Consider the following 19,273-nt stretch of genomic DNA (forward strand, 5'->3'; position numbering starts at 1 on the left):
CCCACCTCAACTGATTCGTTGACTCAGGCAAAGGTTAGGCGGGTGGGGTTTCCGTGCGCAAGGGGGCGCGGGACAGCAAGATGGTCCTATGCGGGCACTGACCGTGACACCCGGCAAGAAGGACTCGCTGCGGCTGAGCCAGGACTTCAGCGAGCCCGACGAGCGCGAGGGCGCGCTGCTGGTCGAGGCCGTCGCGGTCGGCGTGTGCGGCACCGACCGGGAGATCATCGCGGCCGACTACGGCGAGGCCCCGCCCGGCGAAGAGGTGCTGGTCATCGGGCACGAGTCGCTCGGCCGGGTGATCGAGGACCCGACCGGGACGCTGGAGTTCGGCGACCTGGTCGCCGGCATCGTCCGCCATCCCGACCCGGTGCCGTGCCCCAACTGCGCGGCCGGCGAGTGGGACATGTGCCGCAACGGCCAATACACCGAGCACGGCATCAAGGGCCTCGACGGGTTCGCCCGCGACCGCTGGCGGATCGAGCCCGGGCACGCGGTCAAGCTCGACCGGTCGCTCGGCATCCTGGGTGTGCTGCTGGAGCCGACCAGCGTGGTCGCCAAGGCCTGGGAGCTGATCGACCGGTTCACCGAGCGCGACCCCTGGGAGCCGGCGAACGTGCTGGTCACCGGTGCCGGCCCGATCGGCCTGCTGGCCGCCCTGCTGGGCCGGCAGCGCGGCCTCGAGGTGCACGTGCTCGACCTGGCCACCGACGGGCCCAAGCCGCAGCTCACCCACGACCTTGGCGCGACCTACCACAGCCGGCCGCTGAGCGACCTCGGCTTCACGCCCGACCTGGTGCTGGAGTGCACCGGCGCGGCCTCGCTGGTGTTCGGCGCGATGGACGTGGTCGGCCCGTGCGGCGTGGTCTGCCTGACCGGCGTGTCCACCGGCGGCCACCAGATCCCGGTCGACGCCGGCGCGCTCAACCGGGCGCTGGTGCTGGAGAACAACGTCGTCTTCGGCTCGGTCAACGCCAACGCCCGGCACTGGAAGGCGGGCGCCGACGCGCTGGCCGACGCCAACAAGAAGTGGCTGAGCCGGCTGATCACCCGCCGGGTGCCGGTCGAAGACTACGCCGAGGCGTACGCCATCCACGACGGCGACATCAAGGTCGTCGTGGAGTTCAGCACCAGCTAGCCGCGTAGTTGGCCGTCGCCGGTCACCACGTATTTCGTGGAGGTCAGCTCGGGCAGGCCCATCGGGCCGCGGGCGTGCAGCTTCTGCGTCGAGATGCCGATCTCGGCGCCGAAGCCGAACTCGCCGCCGTCGGTGAACCGGGTCGACGCGTTGACCATCACCGCGGCCGCGTCGACCGAGGCGACGAACTCGCGCGCCGCGCCCAGCGACTCGGTCACGATCGCCTCCGTGTGCTGGGTGCCGTAGCGGCGGATGTGGTCGACCGCGGCGGCCAGCGACGGCACCACCGCGGCGGAGATGTCGGCCGAGAGGTATTCGGTCGCGAAGTCGTCGTCGGTTGCCGGCACCACGTCGGCGGAGTGTGCGGCCACCTCGGGCGAGCCGTGCACGGTCACCCCGGCCTCCGCGAACGCGGCCAACATCCGGGGCAGGAACGCGTCGGCCACGTCGGCGTGCACCAGCAGCGACTCGGCGGTGTTGCAGGTGGACAGTCGCTGGGTCTTGGAGTTGAGCGCGATCGCCACCGCCTTGTCGAGGTCGGCGGCCGCGTCGACGTAGACGTGGCAGTTGCCCACCCCCGTCTCGATCACCGGCACCGTCGACTCTTCGACCACGGCCCGGATCAACGACGCACCGCCGCGCGGGATCAGCACGTCGACCAGGCCGCGGGCGCGCATCAGCTCCTTGACCGAGTCGCGGGTCGACGAGTCGAGCAACTGCACCGCGTCGGCCGGCAGCCCGGCCACCTCGAGCGCCTCGCGCAGGATGGTCACCAGGGCGGCGTTGGAGTTGGCGGCCGACGACGAGCCGCGCAGCAGGGCCGCGTTGCCCGACTTGAGGCAGATGCCGGCGGCGTCGACGGTCACGTTGGGGCGGCCCTCGTAGATCATGCCGACCACACCGAACGGCACCCGGATCTGGCGCAGCTCGAGCCCGTTGGGCAGCGTCGAGCCGCGCACCACCTCGCCGACCGGGTCGGGCAGCGCGGCCATCTCGCGCAGCGCGCCGGCGATCGCGACGACCCGCGCCTGGGTCAGCCCGAGCCGGTCGAGGATCGCGTCGGAGAGCCCGGCTTCGCGGCCGGCGGCCAGGTCGGCGGCGTTGGCTTCGAGGATCTCCGGCGCGCGGGCGACCAGCGCGTCGGCCATCCCGAGCAGGGCGCGGTCCTTGACCGCCCGCGGCGTGGCCGCGAGGGTGACCGCCGCCACCCGGGCCCGCTCCGCCAACTCCCGGACGCTCATCCGATCCTCCATTTCACAACAGTACGAGGTCGTCGCGGTGCACGACCTCACGCTCGTAGCCGGGGCCCAGCTCGGCGGCCAGGTCGCCGGTCGACCGGCCGAGCAGCGCCGGCAACTCGACCGCGTCGTAGTTGACCAGACCGCGGGCGACCGGCGCGCCCGACACGTCGACCAGGTCGACCGGATCGCCGGCGGTGAACACCCCGTCGACCGCGGTGATGCCGGCCGGCAGCAGCGACTTGCGGCGGGTGACCACCGCCTGCACCGCGCCCGGGTCGAGGTGGAGCCGGCCGCGCGGCGAGGTCGCATGGGCCAGCCAGAAGAGTCGGGCCGTCGGGCGTTGCCGCCCGGCGTGGAAGAAGGTGCCGACCGGCTCGCCGGACAGCGCGGCGGCGGCGTGCGGCGCGGCGGTCAGCACCACCGGGATGCCGAAGCCGGTCGCGATCCGGGCCGCCTCGACCTTGGTCACCATGCCGCCGGTGCCGATGCCGGCCCGCCCGGCGCCGCCGACTGTGACACCGGTCAGGTCGTCTTCGCCGCGCACCTCGTCGATCCGGCGCGAGCCGGGCTTGCGCGGGTCGCCGGTGTAGAGCGCGTCGACGTCGGAGAGCAGCACCAGCAACTCGGCGTCGATCAGGGCGGCCACCAGGGCGGCCAACCGGTCGTTGTCGCCGAACCGGATCTCGTCGGTGGCCACCGTGTCGTTTTCGTTGACGATCGGCACGGCGCCGAAGTCGAGCAGCTTGCGCAGGGTGCGGTAAGCGTTGCGGTAATGCGCCCGCCGGGTCACGTCGTCGGCGGTCAGCAGCACCTGGCCGACGGTCAGCCCGTGCCGGGCGAAGCCTGCCGCGTAGCGGCCGATCAGCAGGCCCTGGCCCACCGACGCGGCGGCCTGCTGGGTGGCCAGGTCGCGCGGCCGGCGCGGGATGCCGAGCGGGGCGAGGCCGGCGGCGATCGCGCCGGACGACACCAGCACCACCTCGCGGCCCGCACCGGCGGCCGCGGCCAGCACGTCGACCAGGGCGTCGACCCGGTGTGCGTCGAGCCCACCGTCGGCCGTGGTCAGCGACGACGAGCCGATCTTGACGACGACGCGGCGTGCCGCCGTGACTGCTTCACGCACGCGTCCATTCTGCGCGGTAGGCCAGGCGCGACCACGCCGAGATCCCATAGTGTGGCCTGCGTGGAGCCGGAGGAGTACGTGGAAGCAGTGCTCGCGGTGGTCGAACGCATCCCGTCCGGGCGGGCGATGTCCTACGGTGCGATCGCCGACTATCTCTCCGAGGCGTCGGGCCGCTCCTCGGCCCGGCTGGTCGGGTCGATCATGGCCAAACACGGCGGCAGCGCGCCCTGGCACCGGGTGGTGGCCGCCAACGGCCGCGTCGTGCCCGGCCACGAGGGTGAGGCGCTGGCCCGGCTGGTCGGCGAGGCGACGCCGATGAAGGGCGACCGGGTGGATCTCTCCCGAGCCGCCTGGTGGCCCGATCAGAGCAGCTGACCGGTCCCGCCGCGGCGCGGGTCACCGCCGGCACCGGCGACGCCGACCGCGCTGACGCCGCCGAAGAAGTGGTTGAGCTCTTCCCACTGCACGATCGTGTAACCGGCGCGGGCCAACTCGGCCAACTCGTCCTCCGGATAACCCAATTCCGCGTGTACGGCGTTGTCGACGACGTGGAACCGGGGCCGGGCCACGGCGGTCTCGGTGTCGAGGCCGTCGACAAGCACGCCGAGCAGCGTGTCGATCAGCGCGGTGCGGATCCGCGAAGCACCGGCCGAACCGGCGGCCAGCACCAGGTCGCCGTCGTCGCCGATCACCACGAGCGGGCACATCATCGACTGCATCCGCTGGCCGGGCGCCATGTCTTCGGTGATCAGCTCGCCCTCGCCGAGCATCGAGTTGAGGTTGATGCCCAGCCCCGGTAGCCACACGCCCGCGCCGATGCCGAGCGTCGTGGTGATCACGCAGGCGTTGCCCTCCTCGTCGACCACCGACACGTTCGTGGTGTCGCCGATCCGGGGACGACCGAACTCGCGGAGCGCGTCGGCCACCGCCACCGCCCGGCGCGGCCGGGGCAGCGCCTGGATCGGGTCGGGCAGCGCGCTGATCGTCGCGATGGTGCCGTTGAGGTCGGTGCGGGCGTAGACGTGCCGGCCGGCCAGCCGGGCATGCGCGACCGGTAGCTCCAACACCTCGTAGGCGGCCAGGTCGGCGGGGCCGATCGCACCGCCGGTCGAGCGGACCGCGTCGACCAGGGCGTCGCCGTAACGGCCGGTGTAGAAGATCGACGGACCTTCGTCGGCCAGTCCGTCGAGCGCCTTGTCGAGGCCCGGGTGGTGCAGCGTCTCGCCGCCGCGCAGCAACCGGCCGCCCGGCGCGTAGATCTCGCCGCCGTCGCCCGGAGTCAGCGCCGGCGCGACGCTGACCAGCGTGCGGGCCTGCGCCTCGGGCAGCGCCACACCGGCCCGGGCCAGCAGGATCGCCGGCTCGACGACCTCGTGCCAGGGCATCCGGCCCCAGCGGCGGTGCACCTCGCCGCAGCCGGCCGGCACCCCGGGGATGCCGACGCTGGGCCCGCCGATCGAGTAGGGCATCGGCACGCCACCGAAGGTCACCTCTATCGGCAGCATCGGCTGTGGCTTGACGTCGCCGTCGAGCCCCGGGATCGAGCAGAAGAAGTCGAGACAGGTGACCGTGCGGTGGGCGGCGTCGTAGAAGGTGGCGAAGCCGCCGCCGCCGATCCCGGTCAGCACGCTCTCCGAAGCCGAGCACGCGAGCACCGCGGCCACCGCCGCGTCGGCCGCGGAACCGCCCGCGGCCAGGATCCGCAGGCCGACCTCGGTGGTTGCCGGATGCCCGGCCGCTACACCGGCTTTCACCGGCACCACCCCCTTCTGTCCCAATCGTCGCGCTCGCGCCGCAGCGTAAAGTAAATCCCCCGCGAGGGCCGGTGGATGGTTAACATCCCGCCTCATGGACGCGCAGCCACCCCAACCGGCGATCACCCATTCGGGTACCCCGCTTCCGCGCCGGGTGCACGCCGGGTACGCGCTCGGTTCGCTGGTGACCGGCGCGTTCGGCACCGTGCCGGGGTTGCTGCTGGCGCCCTACCTGACCGACACGCTGGGCGTGGCGGCCTGGTTGGCCGGCGTGTTGGTGTGGGCCCCGAAGGCCTGGGACGTGCTGGTCAACCCGGTCGCCGGGCGGATCTCCGACCGCACCCGGGGCCGGTGGGGCGCGCGCCGCCCGTACCTCCTGGTGGGTGGTCTGGTCCTGGCCGTGCTGTTCGCGGCGATCTTCGCGGCGCCGTTCGGCTCCGGGCGCGGTGGCTATGTGGCGTTGGCCTTCCTGCTGGCCGCGACGGCGTACGCCTTCTTCCAGGTGCCCTATGTGGCGATGCCGGCTGAGCTGACCGACTCCTACAGCGAGCGGACCCGGCTGTTGACCTGGCGGGTCGCGGTGCTGGCGGTGGCCATCCTGGTCTCCGGCGCGATCGCCCCGCTGGTGGTCAACATGGGTGGCGACGGGATCCCCGGCTATCGCTGGATGGGCCTGTTCGTGGCCGCGCTGATCGTGGTCGGCACGATCGCGGTCTTCGTCGGCACGTCGGGCGCGCCGACCGGCACGGTCCGGGAGAGCGAACCGTCGCTGCGGGCCCAACTCGCGGTGGCGTCCCGCAACCGGCCCTTCCGGCTGCTGCTGATCTGCTTCGTGATCCAGGCGGCCGGGATCGCGATGATCCTGGCCGGCGTGCAATATTTCGCCGACCACGTGCTCTACTCCCCCGACACCGGGCCGACCGTCCTGTTCGCCTGCTTCGTCGGCCCGGCCCTGCTGGTGATGCCGATCTGGACCCGGGTCGGCGCCCGGGTCGGCAAGGCGCGGGCGTTCGTGCGGGCGTCCCTGCTGTTCGCCGCCGGCGCCATCCTGCTGGTGCTCGCGCCGGTGCTGCCCGCGGTGGCCGTCTACGTGATCGTCGGGGTGCTCGGCATGGCCTATGCCGGGCAGCAGGTCTTCGGCCTGGCGATGCTGCCGGACTGCATCGCCTACGACACCGCCCGCACCGGCAAGCGGCAGGCCGGCGTGTTCACCGGCCTGTGGACCGCGGGCGAGACGTTCGGCCTCGCGCTCGGCCCGGGCATCTACCTGCTGGTGCTCCAGATCTTCGGCTACGTCTCGTCGACCTCGGGCAACGCCGCGCCGCAGGACAGCACCGCCCGGCTGGGCGTGTTGCTCGGCTTCACGGTGCTGCCCGGGGTGCTGGTCGGGCTGGCGGTGCTGCTGATGCGCGGCTACGACCTGACCGAGGCCAAGTTGCGTGCGACGGTCGGTGCGTCGGTTGGTGCCACGGTCAACTAGCGTTTCCACCATGGCCGACGCGTTGCCGGAGCAGGGTGTGCCGGCGCAGGAGATCCTCGACGAGTTGTGCGCGCTGCGCCGCGCCGACCAGCCGACCCACGGCGGACGGCTGTTCGCCTACGTCTACGACCCCGGGCTGGCCGGGCTCGACGACCTGGCCAACGCGGCTCACGCGATCTCGGCGCCGGTCAACGGCCTCGACCCGACCGCGTTCCCGTCGCTGCTGGCGATGGAGAACGCGCTGGTCGGTGCGGCCGCCAAGCTCCTCGGTGGCGGTCCCGGGAGCAGCGCACCGGACGTGGTGGGCAACGTCACCAGCGGCGGCACCGAGTCGCTGATCCTCGCGGTGAAGGCCGCCCGCGACGCGCACCCGTCGATCGTCGCGCCGCGCATCGTCGTGCCGGTCACCGGGCACGCGGCGTTCGCGAAGGCGGCGCACTACCTGGGCGTACGGCTCGACGCGGTGCCGGTGGACCCGGTGACGCTGCGGCCCTCGGCTGCCGATGTCGCGGCCGCGATCACCGCCGACACGGTGCTGGTGGCGTGTTCGGCACCTTCCTACGCCCATGGTGTCGTCGATCCGGTCGAAGAGATCGCCAAGGTCGCCACCGCGGCCGGGGTGCGCTGCCACGTCGACGCCTGCTTCGGCGGCTGGGTGCTGCCCTACCTGCGCCGGCTCGGGGCCGACCTGCCGCCGTTCGACTTTTCCGTGCCCGGCGTCACGTCTATCTCGGTCGACCTGCACAAATACGCGTACGCGCCGAAAGGCACTTCGATCCTGCTGCACCGCGACCCGGCGCTGCGCGCGCCGCAGTATTTCGCGTTCGGCGACTGGCCGGGCTACACGATGATCAACCCGGGTGTCTCGTCGACCCGCTCCGGCGGCCCGATCGCGGCGGCCTACGCCACCCTGCGCCGGATCGGCGACGACGGTTACCTGCGGCTGGCCGCGACCACCCGGGAGGCCGTGCAGGGCCTGGCCGCCGCGGTCGAGGCGGTCGATGGGCTGCGCCTGATGGCACCGGCTTCCTCGACCGTCGTCTGCATGACCGCCGAGCCCGGCGGCCCGGACCTGTTCGTGCTGGCCGACGAACTCACCGCGCGCGGCTTCCACACCCAGCCCCAGATGCACTACGGCGACCTGCCAGCGAGCATCCACCTCACGGTCACCGCGGCCGTCGCGCCGCACGTGGCCGAGTTCGCGACCGCGCTGGCCGACGCCGTCGCGGCGGCCCGCCCGCTCGGCCCGGTCCAGCTACCGGCCGAGGTGCTCGCGACGGTGACCGGCCTCGACCCGGCGCAGCTGACCGGCGACGTGGTGGCGGCGCTGGCCGGTGCGCTGGGCATGGGCGGCGAGGGCGGCCCCCTGCCCGAGCGGATGGCCGTGGTCAACGCCCTGCTCGACGCCGCGCCGGTCGCCGTGCGTGAGCGGCTGCTCGTCGAGTTCCTGGGCCTGCTGCAACGCCCGGCATTCGATTAGGGCCTCTGCGGTGGATCATGGCAGCGCCCCGCCGGGCCCAGACGGCGTCCGGCCGCACGCGGAGGCCAGCCAGATACAACACCGGTATCCGACCGACCTCCGCGCGCACCCGGACGCCGTCTGGACCTCGCCGGGTCACTACCCTGATCCACCGCAGAGGCCCTAACCTGGGAATCGTGGAACTGCCCGCGGTCCTCGGAGAGCCGATCCGGTTCGTGCTCAACTGGGGCCGGCGCTACTCGCTCTGGGTCTTCAACTTCGGCCTGGCCTGCTGCGCCATCGAGTTCATCGCCAGCAGCATGGGCCGGCACGACTTCATGCGGCTCGGGGTGATCCCGTTCGCACACGGGCCGCGCCAGGCCGACCTGATGGTCGTCTCCGGCACGGTGACCGACAAGATGGCGCCGGCGATCAAGCGGCTCTACGACCAGATGCCCGAGCCGAAATACGTCATCTCGTTCGGTGCCTGCTCCAACTGCGGCGGCCCCTACTGGGACTCCTACTCGGTCACCAAGGGCGTCGACCAGATCATCCCCGTCGACGTGTATGTCCCCGGGTGCCCACCCCGGCCCGAGGCGCTGATGCACGGCATCCTGCGCCTCCAGGACAAGATCGCAGGAGAGCCCGCCGGCCCGGGTGGCACCCCGCGCCCTGATCCGCTGGCCGCGCGCGAGGCGCTGACCGCCCCGCTCGTGCCGCCGCCCGCCGGCGCCCGCACGCAGGTCGTGTTGCCCGAGGGCGTCAACTGGACCCACCCGCAGCCGTTGCCACTGGCCGCGCCGCTCGGTCCCGACGGGACGCTGCCGGTGCGCGAGTTCACCGGCAACCGGGCCGGCGCCTCGGCACCGTTCGGCGACGACGCGGTGCCGCTGGCTTCGGACACGGTCGACTATCACCACCCTTCCGGCGAGGACCGCGACTGAATGGCACGGATCCTCATCACCGGCGCGTCCGATGGGCTTGGGCGCGCGCTGGCATTGGCGTTGTCTTCCCAGGGGCATGATCTGCTGCTGCACGGCCGGCACGCGGAACGGCTCGAAGCCGTCGCGCGCGAGACCGGTGGCGTGCCGTTGCGGGCCGACCTCTCCGACCGCACCGCGGTCCGTGGTTTGGCGGCCGCCGTGGCAGACCACGTCGACGGGCTCGACGTGCTCGTCAACAACGCCGGCGTTGGCTTCGGCGCGCCGGGCGCGGCACGCGAGCTGACCAGCGATGGCATCGAGTTGCGACTGGCCGTCAACTACCTGGCCCCCTACCTCCTCTCCCGGTTGCTCTTGCCCTTGCTGCGAAAGCCAGCGCGGGCCCGGATCGTCAACGTCGCGTCGGTCGGCCAGGCCGACATCGACCTCGACGATCTGATGATGGCGCACGGGTACGACGGAATTCGGGCCTACCGTCGGGCGAAGCTGGCGATGATCTGCGACACGTTCGACCTCGCCGAGCAACTCGCCGGCACCGGCATCACGGTCAACTGCCTGCACCCGGCGACGCTGATGCCGACCACCCTGGTGAAGGTCGCGGAGTTCGCCCCGCGGGACAGCCTCGAGCAGGGGCTACGCGCGACGCTGCGGCTGGTCGAGGATCCGGCGCTCGACGGCGTCACCGGCCGCTACTTCGACGGCCTGCGCGAGGAGCGGGTCCGGCCGCAGGCCTACGACCCGGCGTTCCGGGCCGCGCTCGCCGCCCGCGCGGCCGAGTTGACGGAATCCTGACATGACCGGGGTGGCGGGCGAGGTCTAGCGTTCGGCGCATGACCAACGAACGGCGTTCCACCCAATTGGTGGACGTGTTGACCACCGAGTTCGGCCAGTTGATGGCCCTCGACCCGGCCGCCTTCCGGCGCAAGTTCCGCAAGATGGCGGCTTCGCCGTTCGCGTTCTACCGGGGCAGTGCCGCGGTGTTCTACGCCGACCTGATCGGCGAGTTCGCCGACGACCGCTTCCTCGACGAGCGCACCAGCCGGGTGTGGATCCACGGCGACCTGCACGCGGAAAACTTCGGCACCTACATGAACGGCTCGGGCGAGCTGGTCTTCAACGTCAACGACTTCGACGAGGCCTACGTCGGCCCGTTCTCCTGGGACCTCAAGCGCTTCGCGGCCAGCATCGCGCTGATCGGCTACGCCAAGGCGCTCTCCGACGACGCGATCAGCGAGCTGGTCGGCCGGTTCGCCGACGCCTACCTGACCGAGCTGCGGGCGATCGCGGCCGGCGGCGACGACGCGATCGGCTCGATCACCCTGGCCAACGCCGACGGCGTGCTGCGCACCGTGCTCCAGCAGGCCCGGCTGAGCACCCGGGTGGCGATGCTCGACCAGCAGACCACGATCGACAACTACGAGCGCCGGTTCGCGCTCGTCGACGGCGTCTTCGAGATCGACGACGCGCGGCGCGAGGCGGTGTGCGCGGCGTTCGACGGCTACCTCGCCACGTTGCCGACGCAGCGGTCGGTGGCCACCCGGATCAAGGACGTGGTGCTGCGCAAGGGCGTCGGGATCGGCTCGGCCGGCCTGCCGTCCTACAACCTGCTGCTCGAGGGGCACACCCAGGCGCTCGAGAACGACGTCGTCATCTACATGAAGCAGGCCCAGGTGCCGGCCGTGGCCCGGCACATCACCGACGGCCGGGTCAGCGGCTACTTCCGCCACCAGGGCCACCGGACGGCCGAGTCGCAGCGGGCGTTGCAGGCGCACGCCGACTCGTGGCTGGGCTACACCGAGCTCGACGGCATCGGGCAGCTCGTCGCCGAGGTCTCGCCCTACGCCGCCGACCTCGACTGGTCCGACGTCAACGAGCCCGACGAGCTGGCCGGCGTGGTCGCCGACCTGGGCCGGGCGGTGGCCCGGATGCACTCGGTCGCCGACGACGAGTCGAGCCACGACCTGGTCGACTTCTCCACCGAGGAGGCGATCGTGGCGGCGGTCGACAAGGACGAGCGCGGGTTCGTCGCGCATCTGGTCGAATTCGCGCACAGCTATGGCGTACGCGCCCGCGAAGACCACCAGATCTTCGTCGACCTGTTCCGCAACGGCCGGGTGCCGGGCCTTACCTGAACGCCCTGAACGCTGCCAGCGTGGTGTGCACGTTGAACGCCTCGCCGTCGTCGCTGGCCCACCCGCCGTCGCTGCGCTGTGTCTCGGCCAGCCGGCGGCGGGCGGCGGTGAGCAGCGTGTCGTCGGTCGAGAGGCCGACCCGGCGCAGCGCCGACGCCATCGCCGTGACGTCGGAGGGGGTCATCTCGCGAACCCGGTCGGTCAGCATGACCTGGATCCGGGCCGACTCGTAGTAGAGCTCCTGGCGGTAGAGCACGGCGGCGCCGAGCCAGCTGGTGGCCAGGAACGAGGCCCAGCTCCCGTCGGGGTTGACGGCCGCGACCAGCGCCTGGGCCGCGCCGTGCACGACACCGGCGTAGACGCCGCCCGGCCGGTGGTCGAGCGGGCCCGCCGGGCGCGCGTCGTGGCCGGCGACGGTGAGCCAGAACCCGGCGTTGGCGGTCAGGTAGAGGCGGGCCTCCGGGTCACCGGGGGTGGCCCAGGGTGGTGCCCAACCGCTCAGCGACTCGTCTTCCTCCCAGCTCCCGTCGGGGCGCTGGCAGGTGGCGAGCCAGTCGAGGGCGCGGCGGGCCGCCGGGCGGCCAAGCGCACCGAGGTCGTCGAGCTCGGCTAGGCGGAAGCAGGTCGCGTCGACCGACGCCACGTCGCCGCCCCAGATCGCCGGCCAGCCGCCGTCGGGCGCCTGGCCGACCTCGGCGTCGTCGAGGATCGCCGGTTGGGGCGGTGCGCCGACCCGCAGCCAGGACAGGCGGGCACGGTCGACCGCGTCGCCATGGGCGACGATGAAGCCGATAGCCGCGTCCAGATCCACCACGGCCGAAACGGTACCGCCGGAAATGCGATTCCGCTTCAAGCGGTTGGCCAAGGTCAACGACCCGTCGGACTGGTTTGAAACCCAGAAAAGGCGAAATCCCGGCACCGCGGCGCCGGGATTTCGCTCTGGCTGTCGGTCAGTAGGCCGGCAGGCTCGGGTCGATCTGCTTGATCCAGGAGAGCACGCCGCCCTGTAGGTGCACGGCGTCCTTGAAGCCGGCCGCCTTCACCGCCGCCAGCGCCTCGGCGGACCGGACGCCCGACTTGCAGTGGAGCACGATCTGGCGGTCCTGCGGCAACTGCGCGAGCGCCTCGCCGTTGAGGATGTCGCCCTTGGGGATCAGGGTCGAGCCCGGGATCCGGACGATCTCGAACTCGGCGGGCTCACGGACGTCGACGAGGAAGAAGTCCTTGCCGGCGTCTTGCCACTCCTTGAGCTCCCGCGCGGTGATCGTCGAGTCGACGGTCGCCTCCTGTGCCTCGACGGAGACCGCGCCGCAGAAGTCGTCGTAATCTTCCATCAGGTCGGTCAGCGTCGGGTTCTCGCCGCAGAGCACGCAGTCCGGGTCCTTCCGAACCTTGATCTTGCGGTAAGACATCTCCAGGGCGTCGTAGACCGTCAGGCCACCGACCAGCGGCTCGCCGATGCCGGTGAGCAGCTTGATCGCCTCGGTCACCTGGATCGCGCCGATCGAGCCGCAGAGCACACCGAGCACGCCACCCTCGGCGCACGACGGGACCATGCCGGGCGGCGGCGGCTCGGGGTAGAGGCAGCGGTAGCAGGGGCCGTGCTCGGCCCAGAACACCGACGCCTGGCCGTCGAAGCGGTAGATCGAGCCCCACACGTAGGGCTTGCCGAGCAGCACGGCGGCGTCGTTGACCATGTAGCGGGTGGCGAAGTTGTCGGTGCCGTCGACGATCAGGTCGTAGTCGGCGAAGATCTCCTTGACGTTGTCGCGGTCGAGCGCCGTGTTGTGGATGACCACGTTGACGTAGGGGTTGATCTCCTTGACCGTCGCGGCGGCGGACTCGGCCTTGGACCGGCCGATGTCGGACTGGCCGTGGATGATCTGCCGCTGGAGGTTGCTCTCGTCGACGGTGTCGAAGTCGACGATGCCGAGCGTGCCGACCCCGGCCGCGGCCAGATACATCAGCGCCGGCGAGCCGAGACCGCCGGCGCCGACACAGAGCACCCGGGCGTTCTTGAGCCGCTTCTGCCCGGTCACCCCGACGTCGGGGATGATCAGGTGACGCGAGTAGCGGCGGATCTCGTCGACGGTGAGCTCGGCGGCGGGCTCGACGAGCGGGGGCAATGACACGGTGAGTCTCCCCGGGAATCTGATCGGATCGATGTGGTGGTGCCGAGCAATTGTTGCTCGCGACACGCTCGCCTGCCATGACACGCGCCACGCACCCACCATCCGGGATCAGGGAATAGGCGGGCCGGTCTGCCGGCGACCGTTCACGTAGGGCCAACCGTTGGGCAGGCAGCCCTGCATGCCGAGGGTCTGCTGCTGCATGACCGGGGCGGCGGCGCCGGGTGACGGGCAGGCCTCGTGCTGATGGCCGAGCTGATGACCAACTTCATGATTGATGGCGTACGCCTGGTAGGCGGCCAGTGGTGCCTCGAAGTAGGGCACGGCACCGAGCCAGCGATCGGCGTTGATGATCACTTCGCCGCCGAGCTGGCACGAGGTGAAGGCGTCGGTGTCCAGCCCGCCCTCCGCGCACATCGCTTCCGACGTGCCGGCGCTGGCCAGGTAGATCGTGAAGTCGGCCGGCTCGTCGGCGCCGACCCGTTGCAGGCGCAGGCGGCCGTCGGCGATCCAGCTCCGCGGGTCGCCGAGGATCGCGTCGACCGAGGCCGCGAACGGCGCGAGGTCGAGGCCGATGCCCTTCTCGACGGCGACGTGGAAGTGCTGGGTCTGCTTGCCGCGGCCGAGCGGCAGGCCGCCGGCGCGGTCGGTGCTGAAGGTGCCCTGGCCCTTGTGCGGCGCGGTCTGCCTCGGTGCCGGGGTCGGCGGCTCCGGTGCCGGTTGCCGTGCGGCCGGTGCGCTGGTCGCCGGCGTCGCCAGGTGCTGGTCGGCGGCGGGCTGGCTGACCAGGTCGACGGCCACGATGGCGCCGGTCGCGATCAGGGCGACGGCCAGGGCGGGGAGGCGCCAGGAGGGCGGGCGCTTGGTGCCGCCCGGCTTCTTCGGGCCCGGCTGGTCGGCGCCCGGCTGGTCGGCGCCCGGCTGGTCGGCGCTCGGCTTGTTGCCGCCGGGCCTGTCGTCGGGTTCGTTGTCGCGGAGCTGGGTGCCTGGGATCGGCGTGGCCATGACCAGACACGATGCCAGGCAATCCTGACAATGAGGCCTTATTTGCTCAAAGTGGCGGACCTGTGTTGAGTTTTCCGTTCACGTACGGATATGGGTTCGGCTTGCAGCCGTTGAGGAAGAGCGTCTGCTGCATCATCACCGGCGCCGGCTTGCCGGCACCCGGACACCGCACATGCGAGTGCCCGAGTTCGTGGCCGGTCTCGTGGTTGGCGACGTAGGTGCGGTAGACCGACAGCGGGATCTTCGCGCTGATGAAGTGCGGCACCGACATGTCCCACCGGTCGAGGTTGATGATGACCTTGCCGGGCGTACGACAGGATGTGTATGGCTCGCCGTTGTTGTTGGTGTTGGTGCCGCCGCGCGCGCACATGTCATGCGAGGTGCGCATCGTCGCGAGGTAGACGGTGAAGCTGTAGGACTCGCCCTCGGCGACCCGTTGCAGGCGCAGGTCGCCGCTCGCGATCCAGCTGCGCGGGTCGCTCAGTGCCGCGTCGACCTGGTCACCGAACTTTTCGATGTCCTCGCCGGACCCGTTCTCGACCGCGATCCGATAACGGCGCAGCGGGCCACCCGTACCCGCGATCTTCCCGGTCGTTTTTCCGTATTTGAAGGTGTTGTCGCCCCGCTCCGGCGGTGTGCCGGCGAGGCGGTAGACCGGCTTGGGCGGCTTGGTCGCCGCGACCGTTGGCGGGGCGGTCTCGGTCGCGTCCGGCGTCGCGCTCGCGGCGGCGACCTCGTTCCGCGGCTGCCGGGCATCGCCCGGGCGCAGGCCGAAGACCAGCAACCCGATTCCGACCAGGAGCGACACGGCGGCGACGGTGAGTACGCGGGCGGGGCCTCGTCGGCCACGCGACCGACGGGATCGGCCACGAGGTGGGGACTGCCTCGCGTTGATCATGCTGCGCACACCCTGCCACAGCCGGGCAGGTCGCGTCGACCCTGGTCAGACTCTTGTGCGTTCCCGCTCGTATTCGTCTAGCAGGGCCACGACCCCGCGCGCCACGATGCGTGGCACCTCCATCTGCGCGACGTGACCAACGCCGTCGAGGATCAGCAGGCGGCTGTCGGGGATCGCCTTGGCCACCTGCGGCGCCACCCGGATGTCGACCAACCGGTCCTGCCGCCCGCCGATGACCAGCGTCGGCGCGGTGATCTGCGCGGCGATCTTCCACATCGAATTCGCGCCGGGCAGGTAGGCCCGCAGGAAGCTGCTCACCAGGCCGCGCAGCGAGCGCACGTAGGCGTCGGCGTAGTGGGTCGCCGTGTAGCGGACCCGGATCTCCTCGATCGCCTCCCGGCGGCGCTGCTCGCTGACCCGGGTCACGTCGTTGAAGCAGGCGGCGATGACCTGCTCGGCCATCTCCTCCGGGGCGAGCCGGCCCATCATCCAGGCCGCGACCCGGTCGGCACGGGGCAGCGCGAGGAGCGGGACCACCGGACCTTGCAGCGAGCGGCGCGGGTCGAGGAACGGCATGGCCGGCGACACCAGGGTCAGCGTGCGGACCAGGTCGGGCCGCAGCCCCGCGACCCGCACCGCGACGGCACCGCCCAGCGAGTTGCCGAACAGGTGCACCGGCCCGCGGTCGCCGACCTCGATGAACCTGATCATGCGGTCGGCGAACGCCTTGAGCGTGTATTGCTTCGTCGGGTCGCTGCGCCCGAAGCCCGGCAGGTCGATCGCCTGCCCGTCGAGCCGGTCGGCCAGCAGCCCGGAGAGGTCTGTCCAGTTATGCGAGGATCCGCCTAGCCCGTGCACATAAAGCGCCGGCTCAGCGTCGGGCCGGGTCGCGGGGGTGTCACGCACGAAGATCTGCTCGCCGTCGATGACAGCCATCCGGCCCGGCCACGGTGGCGGCACCCGGTCGGGCCCGAAGGCCTCGTCGGCGCCGAGCAGAGCGCGCTTCATAAATTGATTGTGCCCGGCGTTGTCGCCCTAGTCAGTCGGAGAGCAGCGCTTCCAGACGGCGATTTACGGCCGCAAGTGTCGCACGGACGACAGCTTGCCGCGGATCCCCTGAAACGAGGGCAGACCCGGCAAGCTGCTCAACCCACCCACCGCACACAAGCAACACGACGACGACCGCAACCTCACAATTCCCGAAGGGTACGACCGCCGCGTGCTCGACAAAGCAACGCCCACGGTCGTCGTCGCGCGGTGCGGTGCGCAGCAACTCGTCGATCGCCGCGGCGGCCGAGACCGCGCAGAGCCGCAGCACGTAGCCGTCGACCGCGGGCCCGGTAGCCAGCCCGTTGGCGAGCCGCTTGCCAGCGGCCAGCCGGGTCTCGACGGTGGCGTCCAACCCGAACGTGCTGACCTGCACATGGTCGATCACCACCCGCGGCCCCGGATTGGCACCCGGATTGAGCGGCCGCGACGGCGCCGACTCGGTGGTGCTGATCTGCCCACCCGAGTAGGCGGTGGCGCCGGCCAGCACCGGATGCCCTCCGATGCTGCCGATGATCCCGGCGGCGCTGCCCAGGTCGGGGAACGAGCCGGGCACGGGCTGGCCAGGCGGGTCGGAGGCGACCCGGCGGCTGCGGCTGGCCTCGCGCTGACCGCCGTAGACGTGGCCGCGCTCAGGATCGTCGGCGGAGCCCAGGTCTGTCTGCTGCGGTGCCCCGTAGACCGGCGCGGACGCGGCCGCGGCGGCCCGGTCGGCCAGGTCGCGGGTATCCACACCGGACTGTCCGCCAACCTGCGCTCGGCCGCGGGGGGAGCCGGCCGGCCGCTGGCTCGGGTCGGTCGACGGCTCGAAGCCCGGCGGCTGCGCCGGTCGGCCCGAGGCCGGGTCGGTCGCTTGCGAAGCCGATCTCGCGTCGGTCGGCGATGGCGCTGACCTCGCGGTGTCGGCGTCGGCCGGGTGCGGCGCCGATCGCGCGGTTGTCGCGTCAGCCGGGCGCGCTGCCGATCTCGCGTCGGCTGGTGCCGTCGATCTCGCGCTTGTCTGGTCGGTCGGTCGTGACGCGGATCGCACCGTTGTCGCGTCAGCGGGTCGCGACGCGGATCTCGCGGCGGCCGCGTCACTCGGTCGACGGGCGGGCGGTGCGGGTGGCGGCGGGACGTACCCACCGTTGCGGGTGAACCCGGTCGGCGGGGTGTCACCACCGAGCGGCGACTCGGCCGGCATCATCCCGGGCAGATTCTGCGGCGCGGCCGCGAGCCCCATCCGCTCCTGTAGGAGGCGGGCCACGTGCCGGCTGACGTCGGCCGCGTCGGCGCCGTCGGACAGATCGAGGCGAAGACTGTGTGCCCCCGCCGGCGTGGTCCGCAGCCGAGCATCCTTCACCCCCGCGACCCCACGCACGGCGGCGAGGATGGCGTCGACATCGAACCCGTCCGGCCGCTCCTGCTCGACAACGGGCGAATCAGGCCGGCGCAGATGGGTGGCGATCCGCGCGAGCTGCGGCGGGTCGGCCGGCGTGTCCGAGGGCGGTTCCGGAACGGTCGGCACATCCGGCTCGGCCGGCACCCGCTGCGGCAGCCCCGACAACTCGTCGAGCATGTCGTCGACTACGGATCGTGGCTCACCGGGCGGCCGACTCGGCGGCTCGCTTCCAAAGCCGCCGCCGGCTCCTTCGGCGGCGAACCCCGTGGCCTCCGGAGCAAATCCGCCAGTTGCCGGGTCTACGTTGGACGGGCCGTAGCCGTTTGGCCCAGGCTCCGCCGCAAACCCGGGCGTGACCTCACGGCCAGCGGACTGGCCGGATCGCGCGCGACCGCCCCTCGGCTCGTCGCCGCCGGCGCTCGCGGGGTCGTCGTCGCGGCGGTCCAACCGAAGCGGCGGCCGGGAAGGCGACTCGTCCTGAGCCGGCTCGCCGGCGCGGCCGGCTGCGGCCGGCGGCGCCCCCATGGCGGCGCGGCGGCCCGGGAGGTCTATCGGCCGGTCGGCGCCGGTCGGCGGTTCCACGGCCGGCACGCGGTCGCCGCCGCCCGGGAACGCGCCGGTCAGCGGCGTGGTCTCGGGTGCGACCGGGTCGTCGCCGCCCGGGAAGGCCCGGGTCAACCGGCTCGGGGTGGCCGGCTGTTCGCTCGGGGCGTTGGGCGGAAAGCTGCGGGTGAGACCGGCGGAGCGCCGGTCGATCACCGGGAAGCTGCCCGAAGCGGTGCGCTCGACACGGTCGTCGGTCTCTTCCGACCTGGGCTCCGAAGGCACGGCCTGCAGGCCAGGGTGTCCGCCGGCGAGAGTGGGATGGCTACCGGTCAGGAACCGACCCTCATCACCGGACGGCCCGGCACCGCCGCGGATGTAGCCAGGCAGCGTGTTGCGCGTCGGCGGCTGATTGGCCGTCTGGAACGCCCGCCGGTTGGGTAGCGCGCCTTCATCGCCAGCAACCGGCGGCGACGCGGCATTAGACCCACCGATTGGCCGCAGACCGGCCGAGCCCGGATCCCCGGGACCGCTGACCGGCCGAAGCCCAGGCGGAGTCTGATCTCCCGGACCGCCGACTGGCCGGTAGCCGGGCGCAGTCGAATCCCCCGGACCCCCGCTCACCGGCCGAAGCCCGGACGGAGTCGAATCCCCCGCACCGTCTACCGGCCCGTAGCCAGGCGCAGCCGAATTCCCCGGGCCACTAACCGGCCGAAGCCCAGGCGGAAGCGAATCTCCCGGACCGCCGACGGGCCGATAGCCGGGCGAAGTCGAACCCCCCGGGCCACTAACTGGCCGAAGACCGGGCGAAGTCTGGTCTCCGGCACCGCCGACGGGCCGATGGCCGGAGGAGGTCGAACCCCCCGCACCACTGACCGGCCGAAGCCCAGACGGAGCCGAATCCCCCGCACCGCCGACCGGCCCATAGCCAGGCGAGGACGAACCCCCCGCACCACTCACTGGCCGAAGCCCAGACGGAGCCGAATCCCCCGCACCGCCGAC

Annotated in this window: 15 protein-coding genes and 1 pseudogene; 7 read left to right on the forward strand and 9 right to left on the reverse strand. The window is 72.1% G+C overall.

Annotated features, from left to right (window positions below):
- Nucleotides 1-88 precede the first annotated feature (88 nt).
- Nucleotides 89-1,138, forward strand: a complete 1,050-nt coding sequence (locus DFJ67_RS06900; RefSeq protein ID WP_116067115.1) for a glucose 1-dehydrogenase — start codon at nt 89-91, stop codon at nt 1,136-1,138.
- Here the strand turns inward: DFJ67_RS06900 and DFJ67_RS06905 are convergent.
- Both DFJ67_RS06905 and proB read right to left on the reverse strand, forming a co-directional pair.
- Entirely contained in the window at nt 1,135-2,379 is a 1,245-nt protein-coding gene (locus DFJ67_RS06905) for a glutamate-5-semialdehyde dehydrogenase (protein WP_239097036.1), read from the reverse strand. The two genes, DFJ67_RS06900 and DFJ67_RS06905, sit on opposite strands and share 4 nt — an antisense overlap.
- Nucleotides 2,380-2,392: 13 nt before the next feature.
- Nucleotides 2,393-3,550 (reverse strand): glutamate 5-kinase, encoded by a 1,158-nt coding sequence (proB, locus tag DFJ67_RS06910; protein WP_116067117.1) that lies wholly within the window; start codon nt 3,548-3,550, stop codon nt 2,393-2,395.
- Nucleotides 3,551-3,562: 12 nt separating this feature from the next.
- Between proB and DFJ67_RS06915 the strand changes: the two genes are divergently transcribed.
- Nucleotides 3,563-3,877, forward strand: coding sequence for an MGMT family protein (locus DFJ67_RS06915; protein ID WP_116067118.1), 315 nt, complete (start codon nt 3,563-3,565; stop codon nt 3,875-3,877).
- On the opposite strand, the gene DFJ67_RS06920 is transcribed toward DFJ67_RS06915, so the two are convergent.
- Nucleotides 3,865-5,256, reverse strand: coding sequence for a gamma-glutamyltransferase (locus tag DFJ67_RS06920; RefSeq protein ID WP_308442484.1), 1,392 nt, complete (start codon nt 5,254-5,256; stop codon nt 3,865-3,867). The two genes, DFJ67_RS06915 and DFJ67_RS06920, sit on opposite strands and share 13 nt — an antisense overlap.
- A 94-nt stretch (nt 5,257-5,350) precedes the next feature.
- On the opposite strand from DFJ67_RS06920, the gene DFJ67_RS06925 reads away from it, so the two are divergent.
- From DFJ67_RS06925 to DFJ67_RS06945, 5 genes and pseudogenes are all read left to right on the forward strand, one after another.
- Nucleotides 5,351-6,736, forward strand: a complete 1,386-nt coding sequence (locus DFJ67_RS06925) for an MFS transporter (RefSeq protein ID WP_116067120.1) — start codon at nt 5,351-5,353, stop codon at nt 6,734-6,736.
- 10 nt (nt 6,737-6,746) lie between these two features.
- The gene (locus tag DFJ67_RS06930; protein ID WP_116067121.1) at nt 6,747-8,216 is read left to right on the forward strand and encodes a pyridoxal phosphate-dependent decarboxylase family protein; all 1,470 of its coding nucleotides are present in this window, start codon (nt 6,747-6,749) and stop codon (nt 8,214-8,216) included.
- A 176-nt stretch (nt 8,217-8,392) separates the two neighbouring features.
- Nucleotides 8,393-8,920 (forward strand): annotated as a pseudogene (locus tag DFJ67_RS06935) (NADH-quinone oxidoreductase subunit B); the annotation flags it as partial.
- Nucleotides 8,921-9,139: 219 nt separating this feature from the next.
- Entirely contained in the window at nt 9,140-9,928 is a 789-nt protein-coding gene (locus DFJ67_RS06940; RefSeq protein WP_116067122.1) for an SDR family NAD(P)-dependent oxidoreductase, read from the forward strand.
- A 38-nt stretch (nt 9,929-9,966) separates the two neighbouring features.
- Nucleotides 9,967-11,268, forward strand: coding sequence for a DUF2252 domain-containing protein (locus tag DFJ67_RS06945; RefSeq protein WP_116067123.1), 1,302 nt, complete (start codon nt 9,967-9,969; stop codon nt 11,266-11,268).
- On the opposite strand, the gene DFJ67_RS06950 is transcribed toward DFJ67_RS06945, so the two are convergent.
- The 6 genes from DFJ67_RS06950 to DFJ67_RS43700 all read right to left on the reverse strand — a co-directional run bounded on the left by DFJ67_RS06950 (nt 11,261) and on the right by DFJ67_RS43700 (nt 18,556).
- Nucleotides 11,261-12,139 carry a prenyltransferase/squalene oxidase repeat-containing protein gene (locus tag DFJ67_RS06950; RefSeq protein ID WP_409362889.1) on the reverse strand — a complete coding sequence of 293 codons (879 nt, stop codon included), beginning with the start codon at nt 12,137-12,139 and terminating at the stop codon, nt 11,261-11,263. The genes DFJ67_RS06945 and DFJ67_RS06950 overlap by 8 nt on opposite strands.
- A gap of 79 nt (nt 12,140-12,218) precedes the next feature.
- Nucleotides 12,219-13,433 carry an adenylyltransferase/sulfurtransferase MoeZ gene (moeZ, locus tag DFJ67_RS06955; RefSeq protein ID WP_239097037.1) on the reverse strand — a complete coding sequence of 405 codons (1,215 nt, stop codon included), beginning with the start codon at nt 13,431-13,433 and terminating at the stop codon, nt 12,219-12,221.
- Between the two features lie 75 nt (nt 13,434-13,508).
- Nucleotides 13,509-14,402, reverse strand: a complete 894-nt coding sequence (locus DFJ67_RS06960; RefSeq protein WP_116067125.1) for a DUF3152 domain-containing protein — start codon at nt 14,400-14,402, stop codon at nt 13,509-13,511.
- A gap of 46 nt (nt 14,403-14,448) precedes the next feature.
- Nucleotides 14,449-15,210: a DUF3152 domain-containing protein gene (locus DFJ67_RS06965; RefSeq protein ID WP_116067126.1), complete on the reverse strand. Its 762-nt coding sequence runs from the start codon at nt 15,208-15,210 to the stop codon at nt 14,449-14,451.
- Between the two features lie 135 nt (nt 15,211-15,345).
- A complete protein-coding gene (locus tag DFJ67_RS06970) occupies nt 15,346-16,308 on the reverse strand; it encodes an alpha/beta fold hydrolase (RefSeq protein WP_116067127.1) in 963 nt (320 codons plus the stop codon).
- Between the two features lie 31 nt (nt 16,309-16,339).
- Nucleotides 16,340-18,556 carry a hypothetical protein gene (locus tag DFJ67_RS43700; RefSeq protein WP_239097026.1) on the reverse strand — a complete coding sequence of 739 codons (2,217 nt, stop codon included), beginning with the start codon at nt 18,554-18,556 and terminating at the stop codon, nt 16,340-16,342.
- Between the last annotated feature and the right edge of the window lie 717 nt (nt 18,557-19,273).

The organism is Asanoa ferruginea, assembly GCF_003387075.1.
In the GTDB taxonomy this organism is placed as follows: Bacteria; Actinomycetota; Actinomycetes; order Mycobacteriales; family Micromonosporaceae; genus Asanoa; species Asanoa ferruginea.